The sequence below is a fragment of the Enterobacter sp. WCHEn090032 genome, assembly GCF_003986875.1.
In the GTDB taxonomy this organism is placed as follows: domain Bacteria; phylum Pseudomonadota; class Gammaproteobacteria; order Enterobacterales; family Enterobacteriaceae; genus Enterobacter; species Enterobacter sichuanensis.
This window is the reverse complement of the sequence record NZ_RXRN01000004.1, coordinates 201,569-217,661: the sequence shown is the minus strand read 5'-3', so window position 1 is coordinate 217,661 and position 16,093 is coordinate 201,569. Positions and strand designations below refer to the sequence as shown.

The 16,093-nt window shown below is 59.1% G+C and carries 14 protein-coding genes; 6 read left to right on the top strand and 8 right to left on the bottom strand.

Annotated elements, in window-relative coordinates; all coding sequences use genetic code 11:
• From EKN83_RS05475 to EKN83_RS05465, 3 genes are all read right to left on the bottom strand, one after another.
• Nucleotides 1-3,120 (bottom strand): PAAR domain-containing protein (locus EKN83_RS05475; protein ID WP_126800485.1); only part of this gene is annotated, 3,120 nt, incomplete at its 3' end.
• Between the two features lie 17 nt (nt 3,121-3,137).
• Complete coding sequence (locus tag EKN83_RS05470; protein ID WP_025759547.1) at nt 3,138-3,575, bottom strand: DcrB-related protein; 438 nt, start codon at nt 3,573-3,575, stop codon at nt 3,138-3,140.
• Nucleotides 3,576-3,692: 117 nt separating this feature from the next.
• Nucleotides 3,693-4,583 carry an oxidoreductase gene (locus EKN83_RS05465; RefSeq protein ID WP_126800484.1) on the bottom strand — a complete coding sequence of 297 codons (891 nt, stop codon included), beginning with the start codon at nt 4,581-4,583 and terminating at the stop codon, nt 3,693-3,695.
• A 105-nt stretch (nt 4,584-4,688) separates the two neighbouring features.
• Here EKN83_RS05465 and EKN83_RS05460 point away from each other — a divergent pair, with 105 nt between their 5' ends.
• Nucleotides 4,689-5,810 carry a YbdK family carboxylate-amine ligase gene (locus EKN83_RS05460; protein WP_126800483.1) on the top strand — a complete coding sequence of 374 codons (1,122 nt, stop codon included), beginning with the start codon at nt 4,689-4,691 and terminating at the stop codon, nt 5,808-5,810.
• Between the two features lie 164 nt (nt 5,811-5,974).
• Here the strand turns inward: EKN83_RS05460 and EKN83_RS05455 are convergent, their stop codons facing one another.
• The gene (locus EKN83_RS05455) at nt 5,975-8,683 is read right to left on the bottom strand and encodes a cation-transporting P-type ATPase (protein ID WP_126800482.1); all 2,709 of its coding nucleotides are present in this window, start codon (nt 8,681-8,683) and stop codon (nt 5,975-5,977) included.
• Nucleotides 8,684-9,172: 489 nt separating this feature from the next.
• Here EKN83_RS05455 and EKN83_RS05450 point away from each other — a divergent pair, with 489 nt between their 5' ends.
• Nucleotides 9,173-9,421, top strand: coding sequence for a DUF1158 domain-containing protein (locus tag EKN83_RS05450; protein WP_025759543.1), 249 nt, complete (start codon nt 9,173-9,175; stop codon nt 9,419-9,421).
• 50 nt (nt 9,422-9,471) lie between these two features.
• Here EKN83_RS05450 and EKN83_RS05445 read toward each other — a convergent pair whose 3' ends face one another.
• Both EKN83_RS05445 and EKN83_RS05440 read right to left on the bottom strand, forming a co-directional pair.
• Complete coding sequence (locus EKN83_RS05445; protein ID WP_010428317.1) at nt 9,472-9,813, bottom strand: RamA family antibiotic efflux transcriptional regulator; 342 nt, start codon at nt 9,811-9,813, stop codon at nt 9,472-9,474.
• A 32-nt stretch (nt 9,814-9,845) separates the two neighbouring features.
• On the bottom strand, nt 9,846-10,949 hold the full coding sequence (locus EKN83_RS05440; RefSeq protein ID WP_126800481.1) for an MBL fold metallo-hydrolase: 1,104 nt from the start codon (nt 10,947-10,949) through the stop codon (nt 9,846-9,848).
• Nucleotides 10,950-11,139: 190 nt separating this feature from the next.
• Here EKN83_RS05440 and EKN83_RS05435 point away from each other — a divergent pair, with 190 nt between their 5' ends.
• The 3 genes from EKN83_RS05435 to nfsB all read left to right on the top strand — a co-directional run bounded on the left by EKN83_RS05435 (nt 11,140) and on the right by nfsB (nt 12,862).
• A complete protein-coding gene (locus EKN83_RS05435; protein WP_059386507.1) occupies nt 11,140-11,730 on the top strand; it encodes a TetR/AcrR family transcriptional regulator in 591 nt (196 codons plus the stop codon).
• Nucleotides 11,720-12,088 (top strand): MmcQ/YjbR family DNA-binding protein, encoded by a 369-nt coding sequence (locus EKN83_RS05430; RefSeq protein WP_126800480.1) that lies wholly within the window; start codon nt 11,720-11,722, stop codon nt 12,086-12,088. Before EKN83_RS05435 ends, EKN83_RS05430 begins: the two co-directional genes overlap by 11 nt.
• Before the next feature lie 120 nt (nt 12,089-12,208).
• Nucleotides 12,209-12,862, top strand: a complete 654-nt coding sequence (gene nfsB, locus EKN83_RS05425; protein ID WP_126800479.1) for an oxygen-insensitive NAD(P)H nitroreductase — start codon at nt 12,209-12,211, stop codon at nt 12,860-12,862.
• Between the two features lie 27 nt (nt 12,863-12,889).
• On the opposite strand, the gene EKN83_RS05420 is transcribed toward nfsB, so the two are convergent.
• Nucleotides 12,890-13,492 carry a hypothetical protein gene (locus EKN83_RS05420; RefSeq protein ID WP_045286098.1) on the bottom strand — a complete coding sequence of 201 codons (603 nt, stop codon included), beginning with the start codon at nt 13,490-13,492 and terminating at the stop codon, nt 12,890-12,892.
• Between the two features lie 152 nt (nt 13,493-13,644).
• Nucleotides 13,645-14,514, bottom strand: a complete 870-nt coding sequence (locus EKN83_RS05415; protein WP_025759533.1) for a helix-turn-helix transcriptional regulator — start codon at nt 14,512-14,514, stop codon at nt 13,645-13,647.
• 107 nt (nt 14,515-14,621) lie between these two features.
• Between EKN83_RS05415 and EKN83_RS05410 the strand changes: the two genes are divergently transcribed.
• On the top strand, nt 14,622-16,058 hold the full coding sequence (locus EKN83_RS05410; RefSeq protein ID WP_126800478.1) for an MFS transporter: 1,437 nt from the start codon (nt 14,622-14,624) through the stop codon (nt 16,056-16,058).
• Nucleotides 16,059-16,093: the final 35 nt, after the last annotated feature.

The following is a 16,093-nucleotide window of genomic DNA, read 5'->3' as shown; positions in this document are numbered from 1 at the left end:
GCGGTTATCCGTGACCGGTACCGCATCGTCATTGGCCGCGAGGTTATCCGCTGCGTCGTAGCTGAACTGCGCGCGGCTGTGCCCCTGTCGGGCCTCGTAGTGCTTCAGCAGACGCCCTTCGGCGTCGTAGCCGTAGTCCACCTCACCGCGCAGGGTGTCGCTGACGCCGGAAAGCTCGCCGCGTGCGGTGTAGCGATACAGGCGTTCCAGTAGCGCCTGCTCCGGCAGGGTCACGTCCGTGCTCAGCTCGCTGCGCTGCAGGGTGCGTCTGCCGAGGCTGTCATACTGGCGGAGCTGCTCGCGCGCGCCCTGGGTGCGGCGCACCTCGCGGTGCAGGCGGTCGCGGGTGAACTCAGTCACCAGCTGCTGCCCGAAGCGGATGGCGCTGACGTGGCCGGAGCCGTAGTGCAGCCAGGCCAGCTTTTGCTCGCCGGGCAGGGTCAGGCCGGTCAGGTTGCTCAGGGCATCCCATTCGTAGCCCACCTCGCCGTTAATGCCGGACTCGCTCAGCACGCGCCCGGCGGCGTCGTGACGGTAATCGATCTCATCGCTTTCGATACCCAGGGCAACGCCTTCGGCCGTCGGCGTACGGCGGATGCGGGTGATCTGGCCGCTCAGGTCGCGGAAGTAGCGGTACTCCGCGTGGCGCTGAGTGCGCCCGATCAGCAGCCCGCTGTCGTCATAGCTGAACTGCTGGACGCGACGGGCGATGCCGCCGTCGGCGGCAGGTCGGCCGTTTTCTTCGAGCGCGCAGAGGAACCCTCGCGCGTCCCATTCCAGATGGCGCACGGTCTCGTCCGGGCGCGTTTCGCTGAGCGGGCGGCCCACGGCGTCGTAGGTGAAGCGGTATTCCGCCCCGTTGCCGTTATCGAGTCGCAGCAGGTTACCGCGCGGGTCGTAGCTCCACTGGCGCACGCGGCCAATACGGTCGGTAAGGCTGACCGGGAGGCCGAGCGCGTTGTAGGCCCAGCTCACCTCGCTTTCCAGCGGGTCGCGCCAGCCCGTGAGCTGGCCGCGTTCGTTCCACACCAGCGACTCGCGGCTGCCGTCAGGATGGATCACGGCGCTCAGCAGCCCGGCGCGGCTCCACTCCCGGCGCGTGATGTTCCCTTCCGCATCCTCGCTGGCAATCAACTGCCCGAAACGGTCGTAGGTGAAGCGGGTGACGCTGCCGGAGCAGTCGGTGCGCTGCGTCAGCAGCCCCTGGTGGTTCCAGACCAGGCGCACCACGCCGCCGATGGCGTCGGTGATGCTCTCCGGCAGGTTTTCTTCATCATCGGGATAGCGATACGCGGTGGTGCTACCGGCCGGGTCGGTTTCCGACAGCAGGCGACCACGAAGGTCGTAGATGGCCTGCGATGAGGTGCCGTCCGGGTATACCGTGCGGGTGATGCGGTCGGTCAGGCGATGCCAGTGATACTCCGTGCGGCGGCCCGCCGGATCCGTCTCGCTGGTCATGCGGCCGTATTTGTCCCACGTGCTGCGGCGCATCGCACCGCCGGGAAGAATAACGTCGCAGAGCTCGCCGTCGCGGTAGACAAACGTCGTCTGGCGACCGTCGTAATCCGTGAAGCGGGCAACGTTGTCGTCGTCATCCACCAGCCAGTGCGCCTGCGCGCCGTCATCGCGGGTCGCACGGCGGGTGCCGTTATCAAAATCGTATTCGAACGTCAGCTGTTCGCCGCCGCTGTGGCGGAAGGCGACCACGCGCGGCAGGCCGTCAATCTCCCGCCAGCGGTATTCGCTCAGCAGGCCGTTGGCGTCCTCGTGAGCGCTCATCAGCCCGTCCTGCCAGCGGAAGCGTCGGCGCACGCTACCGCCCCGGCCGGTCACACAGACCAGCTGGCGCTGTTCATCATAATCGTAACTGACCAGACAGATCTCGTCATCCAGCCAGGCGCCGAGGAGCCTGTCACGATCGTAGCGGCAGACCACTCGCTGGCCCGCGCTGTCGGTCAGGGCATGCAGGGTATTATCCGCATTCCACTCGAAGAGGATATCGTTGCCGCAGGGTTCAGAGATGCGCTGGAGCAGCGACGGAGCATCATCCTTAAGCGGCGCATAGTGCCAGCGCTCGCCGCTGACGTCATACACCGACCAGCTGTCGTCCTGATGATGTTCAAGCCAGTTCTTTTCACTTTCGCAGTAGGAGCGCAGCCCTTTCGGGACTTTCGGGAAGGCGACGTAATCGCCGGACGGCGCGCGCCACACCAGGCCGTCCTGATACGCCTCCAGGCGACTTTCCCAGAACAGGCTCCAGCCGCGGCCCAGCACGCTGTCGCCGGGGTTGCCGCTGCGCCAGTAGCGCTGCCAGCGCACCGGCAGACGGGAAGGCAGGACGAAGTCCAGCTCATCATCCCCGCTGAGAAACTTCTGTCCGCTGACGATATCCACCGGGCGGGCGATAATCCCCGCGGCCGCCACGCCGGTCATCAGCGTGCCGGCGCGGCAGGCGATACGGGCCAGCTTGTTGATGCCGGGGATTTTGCCCAGCAGCTTAGAGAGCGCCCCGACTTTGCCAGCGGCCCCGCCCCAGCCGCCGATAAGCCCGGCGAACAGCAGGGTCAGATCGGAGACTTTATAGAGCCACTCGGGCACTTCAGACTGAATGGGCAGGGTTTGCTGCGGGTCGCCGCCGATAATGACGTTATTCGAACCGGTCATGACCTTCGCGTCGCAGGTGGTGCGATCCCCGATGCGGGAGGCTGGCTGGCTGTTAATGGAGACGCGCTTGGAGCCTTCGGCCATCTGCTGCGAGCCGTCGTCAGAACAGTCGACGGTGCTATCGGTGGCAAGCGCGGCGGGTTTACCGTTGATAAACACGTTCGGCGAGCCGGAGGTGATGACGCCTTTCTTCGTCATGCTGGATGCCCCGGCATCCGCGATGCTGTCCCGGGCGGCGGTCGCCAGCTCCCCGGTGTAATACCCCACGGCCAGGCTGGCGCCGACGAGCAGGACGCCCACGCCAAGACAGGATGCGCCAAGGCCCGCAATAAACATGGCCCCCGCAAGAATGCCCCCGGCGGCGGCAATCAGGCCACCGACAATCGTTCCGGCAATCATTCCGGCCAGCGCACCGGAGTGGCCGATATCATCACCTACGCGTGCTGCTTCAAACATAACAACGGTCCCTGAAGTTAATGGTGGAAGCGGAAGCTCCTGAGAAGTTCGCCAAACAGCGCGCTGTCGGCATCGCCCGGCGCGCGGGTGCAGGTCATGGTGAAGACCAGGACTTTATCGCTGTTGGTATTAAAGACGGCCTGCTGCTGCCAGATGCGTTTCCCGTCGCGCAGGTAGCTGGCATGGACAATTTCACCCTGTGAAAGGTTGTCGCCAAGCGTAGCGGCGCTGCGCTCACCCTGCTTCCAGGCCTTGATGTGTTTTGCCATCAGCGCGAGCTGGCGATCGATATACGCGGCAAGCGCTTCGCCGGGGCTGAGGGCGTCGCGGGAGATGTTGAACGCCGGCGCATCCGCCGCAGGCGGCGCGAAGACGTTGACGGTACGATCCTGATAACCCTCAGGAAAGGTGATCTGTCCTTCACTGAACAGGCACTGCGAATGTTGTTCTGACATTGAGCGGGTCCCACCACATTTTTTCAGAAGCGGTAAGTTTCGCATATGTGTTTAAGGCTGACTATCCCCAGATTATTGCCACACGCCAGCCCTCACCGAACGCAAAAACAGCGGCCGTTAGCCCGGCCCCTCGCTCCCCGCCGCCAGCAGCGGGACCACCACGTCGCTGATGGGCACCGCAATACCGTGTTTGCGGCCGTAGCGCTGGATCACGCCGTTGCGGATATCCCACTCCAGCGGGCGATCCGCCTGGCGGTCGGCGAGGATCGAGGTGCCTAAATCCACGGGCGCACGCTGGAAGTTCGCCAGGATCTCTTGTGCGACCTCATCATCCAGCGTCGCCCCTTCGGCGCGGGCGACGGCAAGCCCCTCGCGCAGATAGGCCAGCGCCAGTTCGCTGACATCCTCGCGTCTGAACATGCCGGCGCGGCGGTTGGCCAGCACCATCAGCCCGGCAACGGCGTTTTGCAGCAGCTTGCGCCAGGCCACCGTTGAGAAGTCTGCCGAGAGTTCAACCGCGCAGCGTGTCCCCTGCAACGCATCCACCACCCGTTTTGCCTGCGGCACGTCCGGCAGAGTCAGTCGCGGCCTGGCGCGCAGCCATACGGAGGCATCCGGCTCGCGCTGGGCCGGGAACCAGACCACCGACGGCAGCACCGTGGCGCCGTTGACCCACGGCTCAAGCTGGGCTTTTTGCTCAACGCCGTTTTGCAGGGCGCAGACCACCGTGTTTTCATCACACAGCGCGCGCAGCCATCCGGCGCTGTCGGCATTTTGCGTCGTTTTTACCGCCACAAAAACCAGATCGGCCGGGCGCGCGATGACGGTCGGATCGGTTAATACCGGACCGGGCACAACCGTTTCCCCCTCATCGTCGCGCAAGCGCAGTTCAGGATGCGCGGTGCGTCCGCACAGCAGCGGCGTGCGGCCCGCGTCATGCAGCACCGCGGCAATGGTGGTACCAATTGCGCCAGGCCCCAGTAGCGCAATCACTGGATTGTCAGACATGGTGAACTCCCCTTTTCGCTAAGCCTGCTAACAGTTATACCACCCTGAAAAGTGAGCGCCACGTCGTTGTCTATACTCATCACTCTACTGACAACGGAGTGCGCCATGCCTTTACCCGATTTCAAATCCTCTGAACCTTTTACCCTTGGCATCGAACTGGAACTGCAGGTGGTGAATCCGCCAGGCTACGATCTGAGCCAGGACTCCTCCGCGCTTATTGCCGCCGTCAAAGACGACATCAAAGGCGGGGAAGTGAAGCACGATATCACCGAAAGCATGCTCGAAATCGCTACCGGCGTGTGTCAGAACATCGACCAGGCGGCGGCGCAGTTCTCGATGATGCAGCAGAGCATCCTGCGCGCGGCGGCGGAGCAGCACATCCAGATTTGCGGCGGCGGGACGCATCCGTTCCAGAAGTGGCAACGTCAGGAAGTGTGTGACGATGAGCGCTATAACATCACGCTGGAGCGCTTTGGCTATCTGATTTTGCAGGCCACGGTGTTCGGCCAGCACGTGCATGTCGGCTGTCGGACCGGGGATGACGCGATTTATCTGCTGCACGGCCTGTCGCGCTTTGTGCCACACTTTATCGCCCTGGCGGCGGCATCGCCGTATATGCAGGGCACGGACACGAAATTTGCCTCGTCGCGGCTCAATATCTTTTCGGGTTTTCCGGATAACGGTCAGATGCCGTGGGTCAACAGCTGGCAGGAGTTCGAAGGGCTGTTCCGCCGCCTTAGTTCCACGAGCATGATCGACAGCATTAAAGATCTGCACTGGGACATTCGCCCCAGCCCGCATTTTGGCACCGTGGAGGTGCGGGTGATGGATACGCCGCTGACTCTCGGCCACGCGATTAATATCGCCGGGCTGATTCAGGCGACATCCCACTGGCTGCTGACCACGCGGCCTTATAAGCATCAGGAAAAGGATTTTCTGCTCTATCGCTTTAACCGTTTCCAGGCCTGTCGCTATGGGCTGGAAGGTATCCTGACGGATGTGCATACCGGCGAGCATAAAACCGTGGCGGAGGATATCGCCTGGCTGCTGGAGCAGGTTGCGCCGTCGGCCGAGAAGCTCGGCGCGACAAGCGCAATCAATGAAATTGCCCTGCTGTTAAAGCAGGGCAAGAGCGAGGCGCAGCGCATGCGCGACTTTATCGCCGACGGCGGATCGCTTATTTCACTGGTGCAGAAACACTGCGAGCTGTGGGCGACGAGTCCGTAAACGACCAGTCTGCTTTATGGCGTTGATAGTTGATAAAGTGAACGGAATGACCACTACAGCCGTATGTTCCCCCTCATCCCAGCCCTCTCCCAAAGGGAAAGGGAGGCGTCTGTGCAGGCATTATTTTGTGGGGATCCCTCAGCACTCCGGGAGAGGGCAAAAGGTTACCCCCCCTTCCGGAACCTGCGCGTCAGCCGCTTCTCAATTTCGACGACGAAGAACATCACGCCCGCCACCGCCAGGGTCACAAACCAGTAGCGCAGCGGCAGCGCTTCGGTGCCGAACAGCATCTGCATAAATGGCAGGTAGATGATAGCCACCTGCAGCAGGAACAGCACGCCCGTCACCAGCCAGATCCCTTTGTTCGCCAACAGGCCGCGGTTCAGGGAGAAGCCGTCGGTGTTGCGGCAGTTAATCATATACACCCACTGGGCACAGACCAGCATCTGCAGCAGCACGGTGCGAATGAACTCCGCGCTATGGCCTCGCGGGGCCAGCCAGGCTTCCAGCGCAAAGGCGGCGATGGCAATCATGGTGCCGACGAAGGCCACGCGCCAGACGGCGTAGGCATCCATCACGTGCTGCCCGGTCTGACGCGGCGGACGGCGCATGATGTTGCGCTCGGCGGCTTCAAAGGCCAGGCCGAAGGAGAGCGTGGCGGAGGTCGCCATGTTCATCCACAGGATCAGCACCGGCGTCAGCGGAATAATGTTCCCCGCCAGCAGCGCAATCACAATCAGCAGCCCCTGCGCGAGGTTAGTCGGCATGATAAACAGGATGGTCTTCTTCAGGTTATCGTAAACGCGACGCCCCTCTTTCACCGCGCTGGCGATGGTGGCGAAGTTATCGTCCGTCAGCACCATGTCCGCCGCCTCTTTGGTCACTTCCGTGCCTTTGATACCCATCGCGATGCCCACGTCCGCCTGACGCAGCGCCGGGGCATCGTTCACGCCGTCGCCGGTCATGCCGACGATTTCGCCTTTGTCCTGCAACGCTTTCACCAGGCGCAGCTTATGCTCCGGGCTGGTACGGGCGAAGATGTCATACTTCACCGCCACGTCAGCCAGCTCAGCATCGTCCATCTTTTCCAGCTGGTAGCCGGTCACCGCCTGCTCGCTGTTGGCGATCCCCAGCATCTGGCCGATGCTCATTGCCGTCTGCGGGTGATCGCCGGTGATCATCTTCACGCGGATCCCCGCCTGCTGGCAGGCGTTAATTGCATCAATCGCTTCCGAACGCGGCGGATCCATCATTCCGGCGATGCCGAGGAAAATCAGGCCGTGGCTCAGGTCATCGTGCGTCAGCGTCTTCTCAACGTTCGCCGGTTTGAAGGCGGCGGCAACCATGCGCAACCCCTGACACGCATAGCGCTCCATCTCGGTTTCCCAGTACGCCCGGTTGAAATCTTCCACACCGTGACGGGTCTGCTGCTGTGCGCACAGGGCGAAAATAACGTCCGGCGCGCCGGTGAGCAGGATCTGCCCCTCACCGCCGATCTGGTAGTGGGTGCTCATGTACTTGTGCTGCGAGTCGAACGGGATCTTGTTCACCAGCGTGGCCATCACCGGCTCAAGGTTGGCCTTCGCCGCCAGCACCTTCAGCGCCCCCTCGGTTGGTCCACCGGTGATGCTCCACAGACCGCGCTCGTCCTGAATCAGCTGGCTGTCGTTACACAAATCGATGGTGCGCAGATACTGCTCCAGCACGGTGCCCGGCTGGATTTTTACCGGCTCATCGCTGCCTTCAAGATAAATGTTACCCACCGGCTCGTAGCTGTTGCCGTCCACGCGGTAGCAGGCGTCCGCGGTAATAATGGCTTTGACCGTCATCTCGTTCATGGTCAGGGTACCGGTTTTATCCGAGCAGACCACGGTCATCGCGCCGAGGGTTTCCACCGTCGGCAGCTTGCGGATAATGGCCCGCTTGCGCGCCATCGCCTGCACGCCCAGGGAGAGGATGATGGAGATAATTGCCGGCAGACCTTCTGGTACGGAGGCCACCGCCAGGCTAATCAGCGAGAGCAGCAGCTCCGCCATCGGGATCTCGCGGAACGCCAGGCTGAAGATAAACAGCGCGGCCATCATGGCGAGGATAATGGCGAAAATCGCTTTACCCAGCTTGTCCATCTGCACCAGCAGCGGCGTGCGGTGCTTATCAATACCCGCCATCATCTGGTTAATGTGGCCGAGCTCAGTCTCCTCGCCGGTAGCAATCACCACACCGACGCCCCCGCCTGCGCTCACGGTGGTGCCAGAGAAGACCAGGTTGGTGCGGTCACCCAGCGGCAATTCGCCGCTCAGCGGATCGGTGTGTTTATCCACAACGGTGGACTCGCCGGTCAGAATTGCCTCTTCCACGCGTAAATTATGCGCCTCGATTAAACGCATATCCGCCGGAATACGATCCCCTGCGCGTAACACAATAATATCGCCCGGAACTATTTCAGCTGTGGGGATTGTTTCGTGACTGCCGTTACGAATAACGCGCGCATCGCTGGAGAGCATATTGCGAATACTCTTCAGGGATTTTTCCGCGTTACTTTCCTGAATATGGCCAATTAGGGCATTAATCACCGCCACGCCCAGAATAACCAGCGTATCAATCCAGTGCCCCATTATTGCCGTTAATACTGCGGCAGCAAGAAGAACATATATCAGGACATCATTAAAATGGGCCAAAAAACGCAGCCAGGCGGGTTTACCTTTTTTCTCCGACAGTGCGTTCGGCCCCACATTTTGCAGACGCGCCTGCGCCTCTGCACTCTCCAGACCGCTGGCCTGACTCTGCACGTGAGCCAGCACCTGTTCTACGGTCTGCTGGTATGCCAGCCCGCCGGAAGGTGGCACGTGTGGGGACATTTTTTTTTCGGTCATCGTATTTTTCCTTCACTATCCGGTGAACAGAAGCCTGAATTCCTTTCGGGCTAAAATAAATTGATGTTAACGTGTTGCGGATAAAATTGATCTACCGCAATATAATGACATCTCGGTTATTCAAAACTGATTAAAACGCTTTCTCCGGCCTGATTTTTACAAAATATTTCTAAACCAATACTAAACGAGGGGGGAACCATGTGGGGTATTTATCGCGGACGCCGACTGGTGTTATACGTTATCGCGGCCATTGTTATTGCCACGTTAATTGGATATAGCACCTATATATTTGTAAAATTATTTTCCTGATAAAGACGTTTATTGACATTACGCGGCAATAATCTTATCGCTGCCAATGAATTATACTTTTTTTGTTATTTATACGCAGAAGAGCGTGTTCATTTATTCAAAAAACGTCTGCCGGGTTGATATTGCTTTACGATCCGGGATGCCGGACAATGACATTTTTAACTGACGATTAACATTACGATGAAACACCCGTTAGAATCGCTGCTCACGGCAGGCGGCATTTTATTGCTGGCCCTGCTTTCATGTCTGCTGCTCCCTGCGCCCTCGCTTGGGCTGGTGCTGGCGCAGAAGCTGGTGACCACCTTTCATATGGTCGACCTTAACCAGCTTTACACCATTCTGTTCTGCGTGTGGTTTTTACTGCTCGGGGCGATCGAATTCTTCGTGTTGCGTTTCGTCTGGCGCCGCTGGTTTTCACTGGCGTCTTAAGCAAAAAAGCCGGGTGGCGGCTACGCCTTACCCGGCCTACACACGACAGGTTAATGTGTCTGGCTATGGTTCTCTTTGCGGTACGCGCCAGGCGGCTGGTTGAAGGTGCGGGTGAAGATGCGGGTAAACGTCTGCTGCGAATCAAACCCGTAACGCAGGCAGATATCGTATACCCGGGCGTCGGATTCACGCAGATCGCGTGCCGCCAGCAGCAGCTTGCGTTCACGGATATAGCGTCCCAGACTCTCCCCTTTGTACTGCATAAACAACCGCTGCAGATGCCATTTCGAGTAGCCCGCGTGACGGGCAATCTCTTCTATACGTAATGGCTGGTGCAGGTTGTCGTCGATCCATTCGACGATAGTGTCGATGACTTGAGCGGAAATGGTCATACTGCTCTCCCCCTCTGCTTCTCGCTTAAACATTATTCCCACCACGTACGGAATGTTTGCGTGGTGTCACTCACCCGGACGGGCTCGCCCAGTTCCGGTGTCAGCAGCCGATAATTTTGATCCTTGCTGGCGTTGGCCAACTGGATCAGCGGGTCGTTCCAGGCGTGTTTCGCCAGCACGAAGCGTCCGTTATGTCCGGGCACCACGGCTTTGGCGCCAAGATCCGCCGACGCCTGCGCTGTCTCCTCCGGCAGCATGTGGATGTACTTCCAGTCCTGGTCGTACTGACCATTTTCCATGATGGCCAGATCCACCTCGCCAAACTGCTCGCCGATGGCCTTAAAGTGCGGGCCGTAGCCGGAATCACCGCTGTAGTAAACCTTCTGTTCCGGCGTGACGAACATAAAGCTGCCCCACAGGGTGCGATCGCGTTTGATACCCCGCCCGGAGAAGTGACGCGCCGGCAGAACGTGCACCGTCAGCTCATCGCTGATGCGCACCGACTGGTTCCAGTCGCGCTCGTCGATAATCTCGGGGTTCATTCCCCAGTAACGCAGGTGGGAGCCGACGCCCAGCGGCGTGACCACGCGCTTCACCTTCGGCAGTAACGCCCTGATGGTGGCGTAATCCAGATGATCGTAGTGATCGTGCGAGATAATCAGCAGGTCGATCTCCGGCATGCTTTCTGCCCGCCACGGATACTCGCCGGCAAACGCTTTATTGAGGAACGAGAACGGTGCGGCATAGTTGCCGAGTACCGGGTCAATCAAAATGCGTTTGCCCGCCAGCTGCAGGTACCACGAGGAGTGGCCAAGCCACACCAGGGTTTCCTGCTCCAGCGGCAGGCTCGCAAGGTCGGTTTTTACCAGCGGAAGCGGCCGGGCCGGGCGTGCGTTTTCGGTTTTTTTGGTCAGGAAATCCCACATCGCGACCAGCATATTTTTGTCGCCGTTATACCCCGGCGTCGGCAGCGTGTTGTGGAATTTCCCCTCACGATACTGGGGGGAGGCCTCCACTGCCGTCAGTTGCTCACCCTGCGGCGGCTGGCCAAATCCGGCATTCAGAACACACGGTAAACTCGCAGCTGAAGCTAAAATCATGATTAACACCACGCAGATGAAGAGAGGTTTTTTCATATCCTGACCCGAAAACGCGCCCCATCCGATAGTTTGCGCGGGGTAAACTTGATTATGAGTGAGTAAGCACTCATTATAGATGTGATGAGAAAGTCGTCAAGACGTTTTCGATCTTTGACATTCCGCGTTGCAGCGGGTCAAAGCACGTGTTTCAATCAGGGTTTTTATCATTGACAGGGGGAAAAATTTAGTGGCACGTCCGAAGAGTGAAGATAAAAAACAGGCCTTACTGGAAGCCGCAACGGTGGCATTTGCACAGTCAGGTATTGCCGCCTCAACGGCGCTCATTGCCCGTAAGGCGGGTGTCGCCGAAGGCACCCTGTTCCGCTACTTTGCTACAAAAGACGATCTGCTGAATGCCCTCTATCTGCATCTGAAGCAGGATCTCTGCCAGACCATGCTGGCGAACCTCGATCGCACCATCACGCTGCCAAAAGAACATACCCGCAATATCTGGAACAGCTATGTGGACTGGGGAATTCGTAACCCGGTTGCCCATGCGGCTATCCGCCAGATTGGCGTCAGTGAAAAGCTGAGCGCCGAAACGGAACAGGCGGTGAAAGAGATGTTCCCGGAGCTGCATGAACTTTGCCGTCGCTCGGTGCGTCAGGTGTTTATGTCTGATGAGTTCAAAACGTTCGGCGATGCGCTGTTCTTATCGCTGGCCGAATCCACGATGGAATTTGCCACCCGCGATCCTTCCCGCGCCGTCGAATTTAAAGCGCTCGGCTTTGAGGTGATGTGGCGCGGGCTTGCCCAGGAAGAGAGCGATGGAGAGTAAATCCTTGCAGGAGCACGCCAAACGCGTGGCGCTGGAGTTGCCCTTTACCGAACACGGCTGGCCGTTTGGGCCAGAATTTGACGTGTTTAAAGTGGGCGGAAAAATTTTCATGATTGTGGCGGTCGCGCACGGGCGGCCGCACGTCAGCCTGAAGTCAGACCCGGAAAAATCGCTGTTAAATCAGCAGATCTATCGCGGCGTTGAACCGGGCTATCACCTCAACAAAAAGCACTGGATCTCCCTCTACGGTACGGACGACGTCACGCCAGAACTGGTGACCGACCTGATTACGGATTCCTGGCATCTGGTGGTGGATAAACTGCCGAAAAAAGACCAGAAGTGGATCAGGCCGGCCTGATTGTTCGTCTGAGACGAACAGATTAAGCGCTCGAATTGCACTTATCTTTTTCCACGTCCCGCTGTAATCTGCTCATCTTTCGCGCCCGCACGCGGGCGAATTTCATCACCAGGAGTTGTTATGGATATCATTTCTGTCGCCCTGAAACGCCACTCCACCAAGGCGTTCGACCCAGCCAAAAAACTGACCGCTGAAGAAGCGGAAAAAATCAAAACCCTGCTGCAGTACAGCCCGTCCAGCACCAACTCCCAGCCGTGGCATTTTATTGTGGCCAGCACCGAGGAAGGAAAAGCGCGCGTAGCGAAATCTGCCGCGGGTACTTATGTGTTCAACGAACGCAAAATGCTCGATGCTTCTCACGTGGTGGTGTTCTGCGCGAAAACCGCGATGGATGACGCCTGGCTGGAACGCGTTGTGGATCAGGAAGAGGCTGATGGTCGCTTTGCCACGCCGGAAGCGAAAGCAGCCAATAACAAAGGCCGTCACTACTTTGCCGATATGCACCGCGTGGATCTGAAAGATGACGACCAGTGGATGGCGAAACAGGTTTACCTGAACGTCGGTAACTTCCTGCTGGGCGTGGCTGCGCTGGGCCTGGACGCGGTACCGATTGAAGGTTTCGACGCGGCGATCCTCAATGAAGAGTTTGGTCTGAAAGAAAAAGGCTTCACCAGCCTGGTGGTGGTGCCGGTTGGACACCACAGCGTGGAAGATTTCAACGCCACGCTGCCAAAATCTCGCCTGCCGCTGAGCACGATTGTGACAGAGTGCTAATTAACACGGGCCGCGCTATGCGGCCCGTTACGCTTTACTGATGACTAACCTGCGATGTGGATGGACATCGCGATCGTATCCCCAGGCAAACGCAATCCAGCGCTCTTCCAGCTCGGCGTATGAACTCACCGGTGTTAAATGCCACTCTTCTCCTACCGTACCGTCCGCCACGCTTATCCGATAATTCATGCTGAACGCCCAGTCGATCATGCGTAACCAAAACCGCTGACCGTCTCCGGTTTGCTCACTGTCAGACACAACAATGTCGTATTCGCTTAACACCCATTGAAAGAAGGATTGTGGTAATCCACTGATGACACGCTGATGGACAGCGCGCGGCGTACGCCAGACCATAACCTGTGTCGCTGCGCCGTGAGGAAACGTAATTTCTTTATGGAACGTTAACTTCACCGCATACGCGGTATAAGGTTTTCCATCGTCGGTGGTTACGAGACGGTATTCATCGCCGTAGCGCGATTTTAACAGGCGATATCCCTCAGGCAGCATAAATCCGGGCAGATGAAAATCCACCGTGCCTCGCGCAAGAAACGCTTCAGTATGTTCGACGTTTCGGGAGATAAGGCCTAATTTTTGGCTGAAATCTGCGGAATCAATCATCAGTGGCGACATGGTGGTTTCTCATGGCGTGAGTATAGACGACTTAACACCTCATCGAAATGATGTCGATTCAGTCGATTGGTTTAAGTTAACCCCCACATTACACCTGACTCCTCCACTTAGCAGATTCGGATCTTATTCCCTGAAAGCCTCTCGCAAAAAACTTATTTACCCTGCGCCGCCAGCCATTCCATTGCCCGCTCCCCCGCCTCATCCACCGGCAGATACACCAGCAGCCGTGACCCGTTTCGCGGCGCGGAGTACCAGTACATCTGCTGCAGCGTAAAGTCCCCCAGCTCCGGATGGGTAAACAACTTGAGCTGGTTCTCTACGCCGCGCACGTCGTTGCGCTGGTGCCACAACGTTTTAAACTCCTCCGACACCGCAAAGAAGCGCGCCAGTTTGGCCTCCCACAGCGGATCGCCCCGGTGTTCGGCCATCGCCGCGCGGAAGTAGGAGACAAAGATGGGCAGCACATCGTCGCGTCTGCCAAGACGCGCGCGCCACGCCGGATGGGTGAGAAACAGGTAGATGCAGTTGCGGTCTTCCGGCGGGATGTCATTGAAATCGACGCCCATCAGATGTCCAAAGCTGTCATTCCACGCCACGATGTCGAAGTTCGGTTTCTGAATGCTGGCGGGTTTCGGCATCAGCGTATCCAGCAGGCGGCGCGTGCCTTCACTGATACCCTCGCAGCAGACCGCCTGCGGCGCTTCACCCGGCGGCAGCCCTGCCAGCACAAACAGGTGCCGGGCTTCGGTTGGGGTACACTGCAGCGCTTTTGCGATAGCGGCCATCACCGCGCTGGAGGGATTGACGTCCCGCCCCTGCTCCAGCCAGGTGTACCAGGTCACCCCCACGTCCGCGAGCATTGCCACCTCCTCCCGGCGCAGACCCGGCGTACGGCGTCGACCGCTGCGCGGCAGGCCAAGACGCTGTGGATCGAGACTTTCACGACGGGCACGTAAAAATGCCCCCAGCTGTTTTCGGGTGTCATCCTGATGTGAGGCGACGGGTTCAGACATCAAGGCCATAAATCCCCCTGCATGGTAGTGCCAGTACCAGTATAAGCAAGAACTGGTACCCGTTTATCAGATGGTTGATGCTACGACCATCTGTTGAATGACGCAATGGAGTTACCATGAATACGTCAGTAGTTTCACCGGGTCGCGCGGGCCTGATATTGCTGTTAACCGGCCAGATGCTGCCGATGATAGACACCTCAATCACCAACGTGGCGCTGGACGCCATCACCCATTCACTGCATGCGACCGCCACCGAGCTGGAGCTGATTGTCGCCCTCTACGGCGTGGCCTTTGCCGTCTGCCTCGCCCTCGGTAGCAAGCTCGGGGATAACTTTGGCCGCCGTCACCTGTTTATGTGGGGCGTGGCAGGCTTTGGCCTGGCCTCGCTGCTGTGCGGGATGGCGGGGAATATTGAACAACTGCTGGCAGCGCGCATTGTTCAGGGCGCGGGGGCCGCGCTTATCATGCCGCAAATTCTTGCCACGCTGCACGTCACGCTGAAAGGCACCGCCCACGCCAAAGCCATCAGCCTGTTTGGCGGTATCGGCGGGATTGCGTTTATCGTCGGGCAGATGGGCGGCGGCTGGCTGGTGTCGGCGGATATCGCCGGGTTGGGCTGGCGTAACGCCTTCTTTATCAACGTCCCGATTTGTCTGGTGGTGCTGGCGCTGAGCCGCCGCTTCGTGCCGGAAACCCGTCGAGAAACGCCTGCGCGCATTGACTGGGCGGGCACTGTCCTGCTGGCGGTCATTCTCTGCTGCCTGCTGTTCCCGATGGCGCTTGGCCCCCAGTGGCACTGGTCCTGGCCGCTGAAGGCCGCACTGTTTGCCATCCTCCCGCTGGGCTATCTGATGGTATTGAATGCCCGTAAAAAAGAGCGTGAGAATGCCCATCCGCTGATCCCGCCGCGCCTGCTTTCGCTTCGCAGCGTTCGCTTTGGCATCCTGATTGCGATGCTCTTTTTCAGCGTCTGGTCCGGGTTTATGTTCTGTATGGCGCTCACCATGCAAACCGGTCTGGGGATGGCGCCGTGGCAATCGGGGAACAGCTTTATCGCCCTGGGCGTGACCTACTTTATTTCCGCGTGGTTCGCGCCGCGTCTGATTGCCCGCTACAGCACCAGCACCATTCTGCTGACGGGTCTGGCGATCCAGATTACCGGCCTGCTGGCGCTGATGGTGACGTTCCACCTGTGGGGTATGAATAACACCGCGCTGACGCTGGCGCCCGCCACCGGGCTGGTGGGCTACGGACAGGCGCTGATCGTAAACAGCTTCTACCGCATCGGGATGCGCGATATTCAGCCTGACGATGCCGGGGCGGCGAGCGCCATTTTGAGCACGCTGCAGCAGGCCGCGCTGGGGCTGGGTCCGGCCATTTTTGGGGCGATTTTGCTGCATGCGCTGCAACACCATCACGGGGATTACACTCAGGCGATTAATGTCTTCCTGGCCGTGGAAACTGTCATGATGATCGTTCTGGGGCTGGCAACGTTACGTATGCGCCATCGCCTGTCTCTGCCCGTGGTGAAAACCTGCCAGGCCACCAAATAAGCCGCGAATTTGCATAATAGATCCGCAGCCGCCAT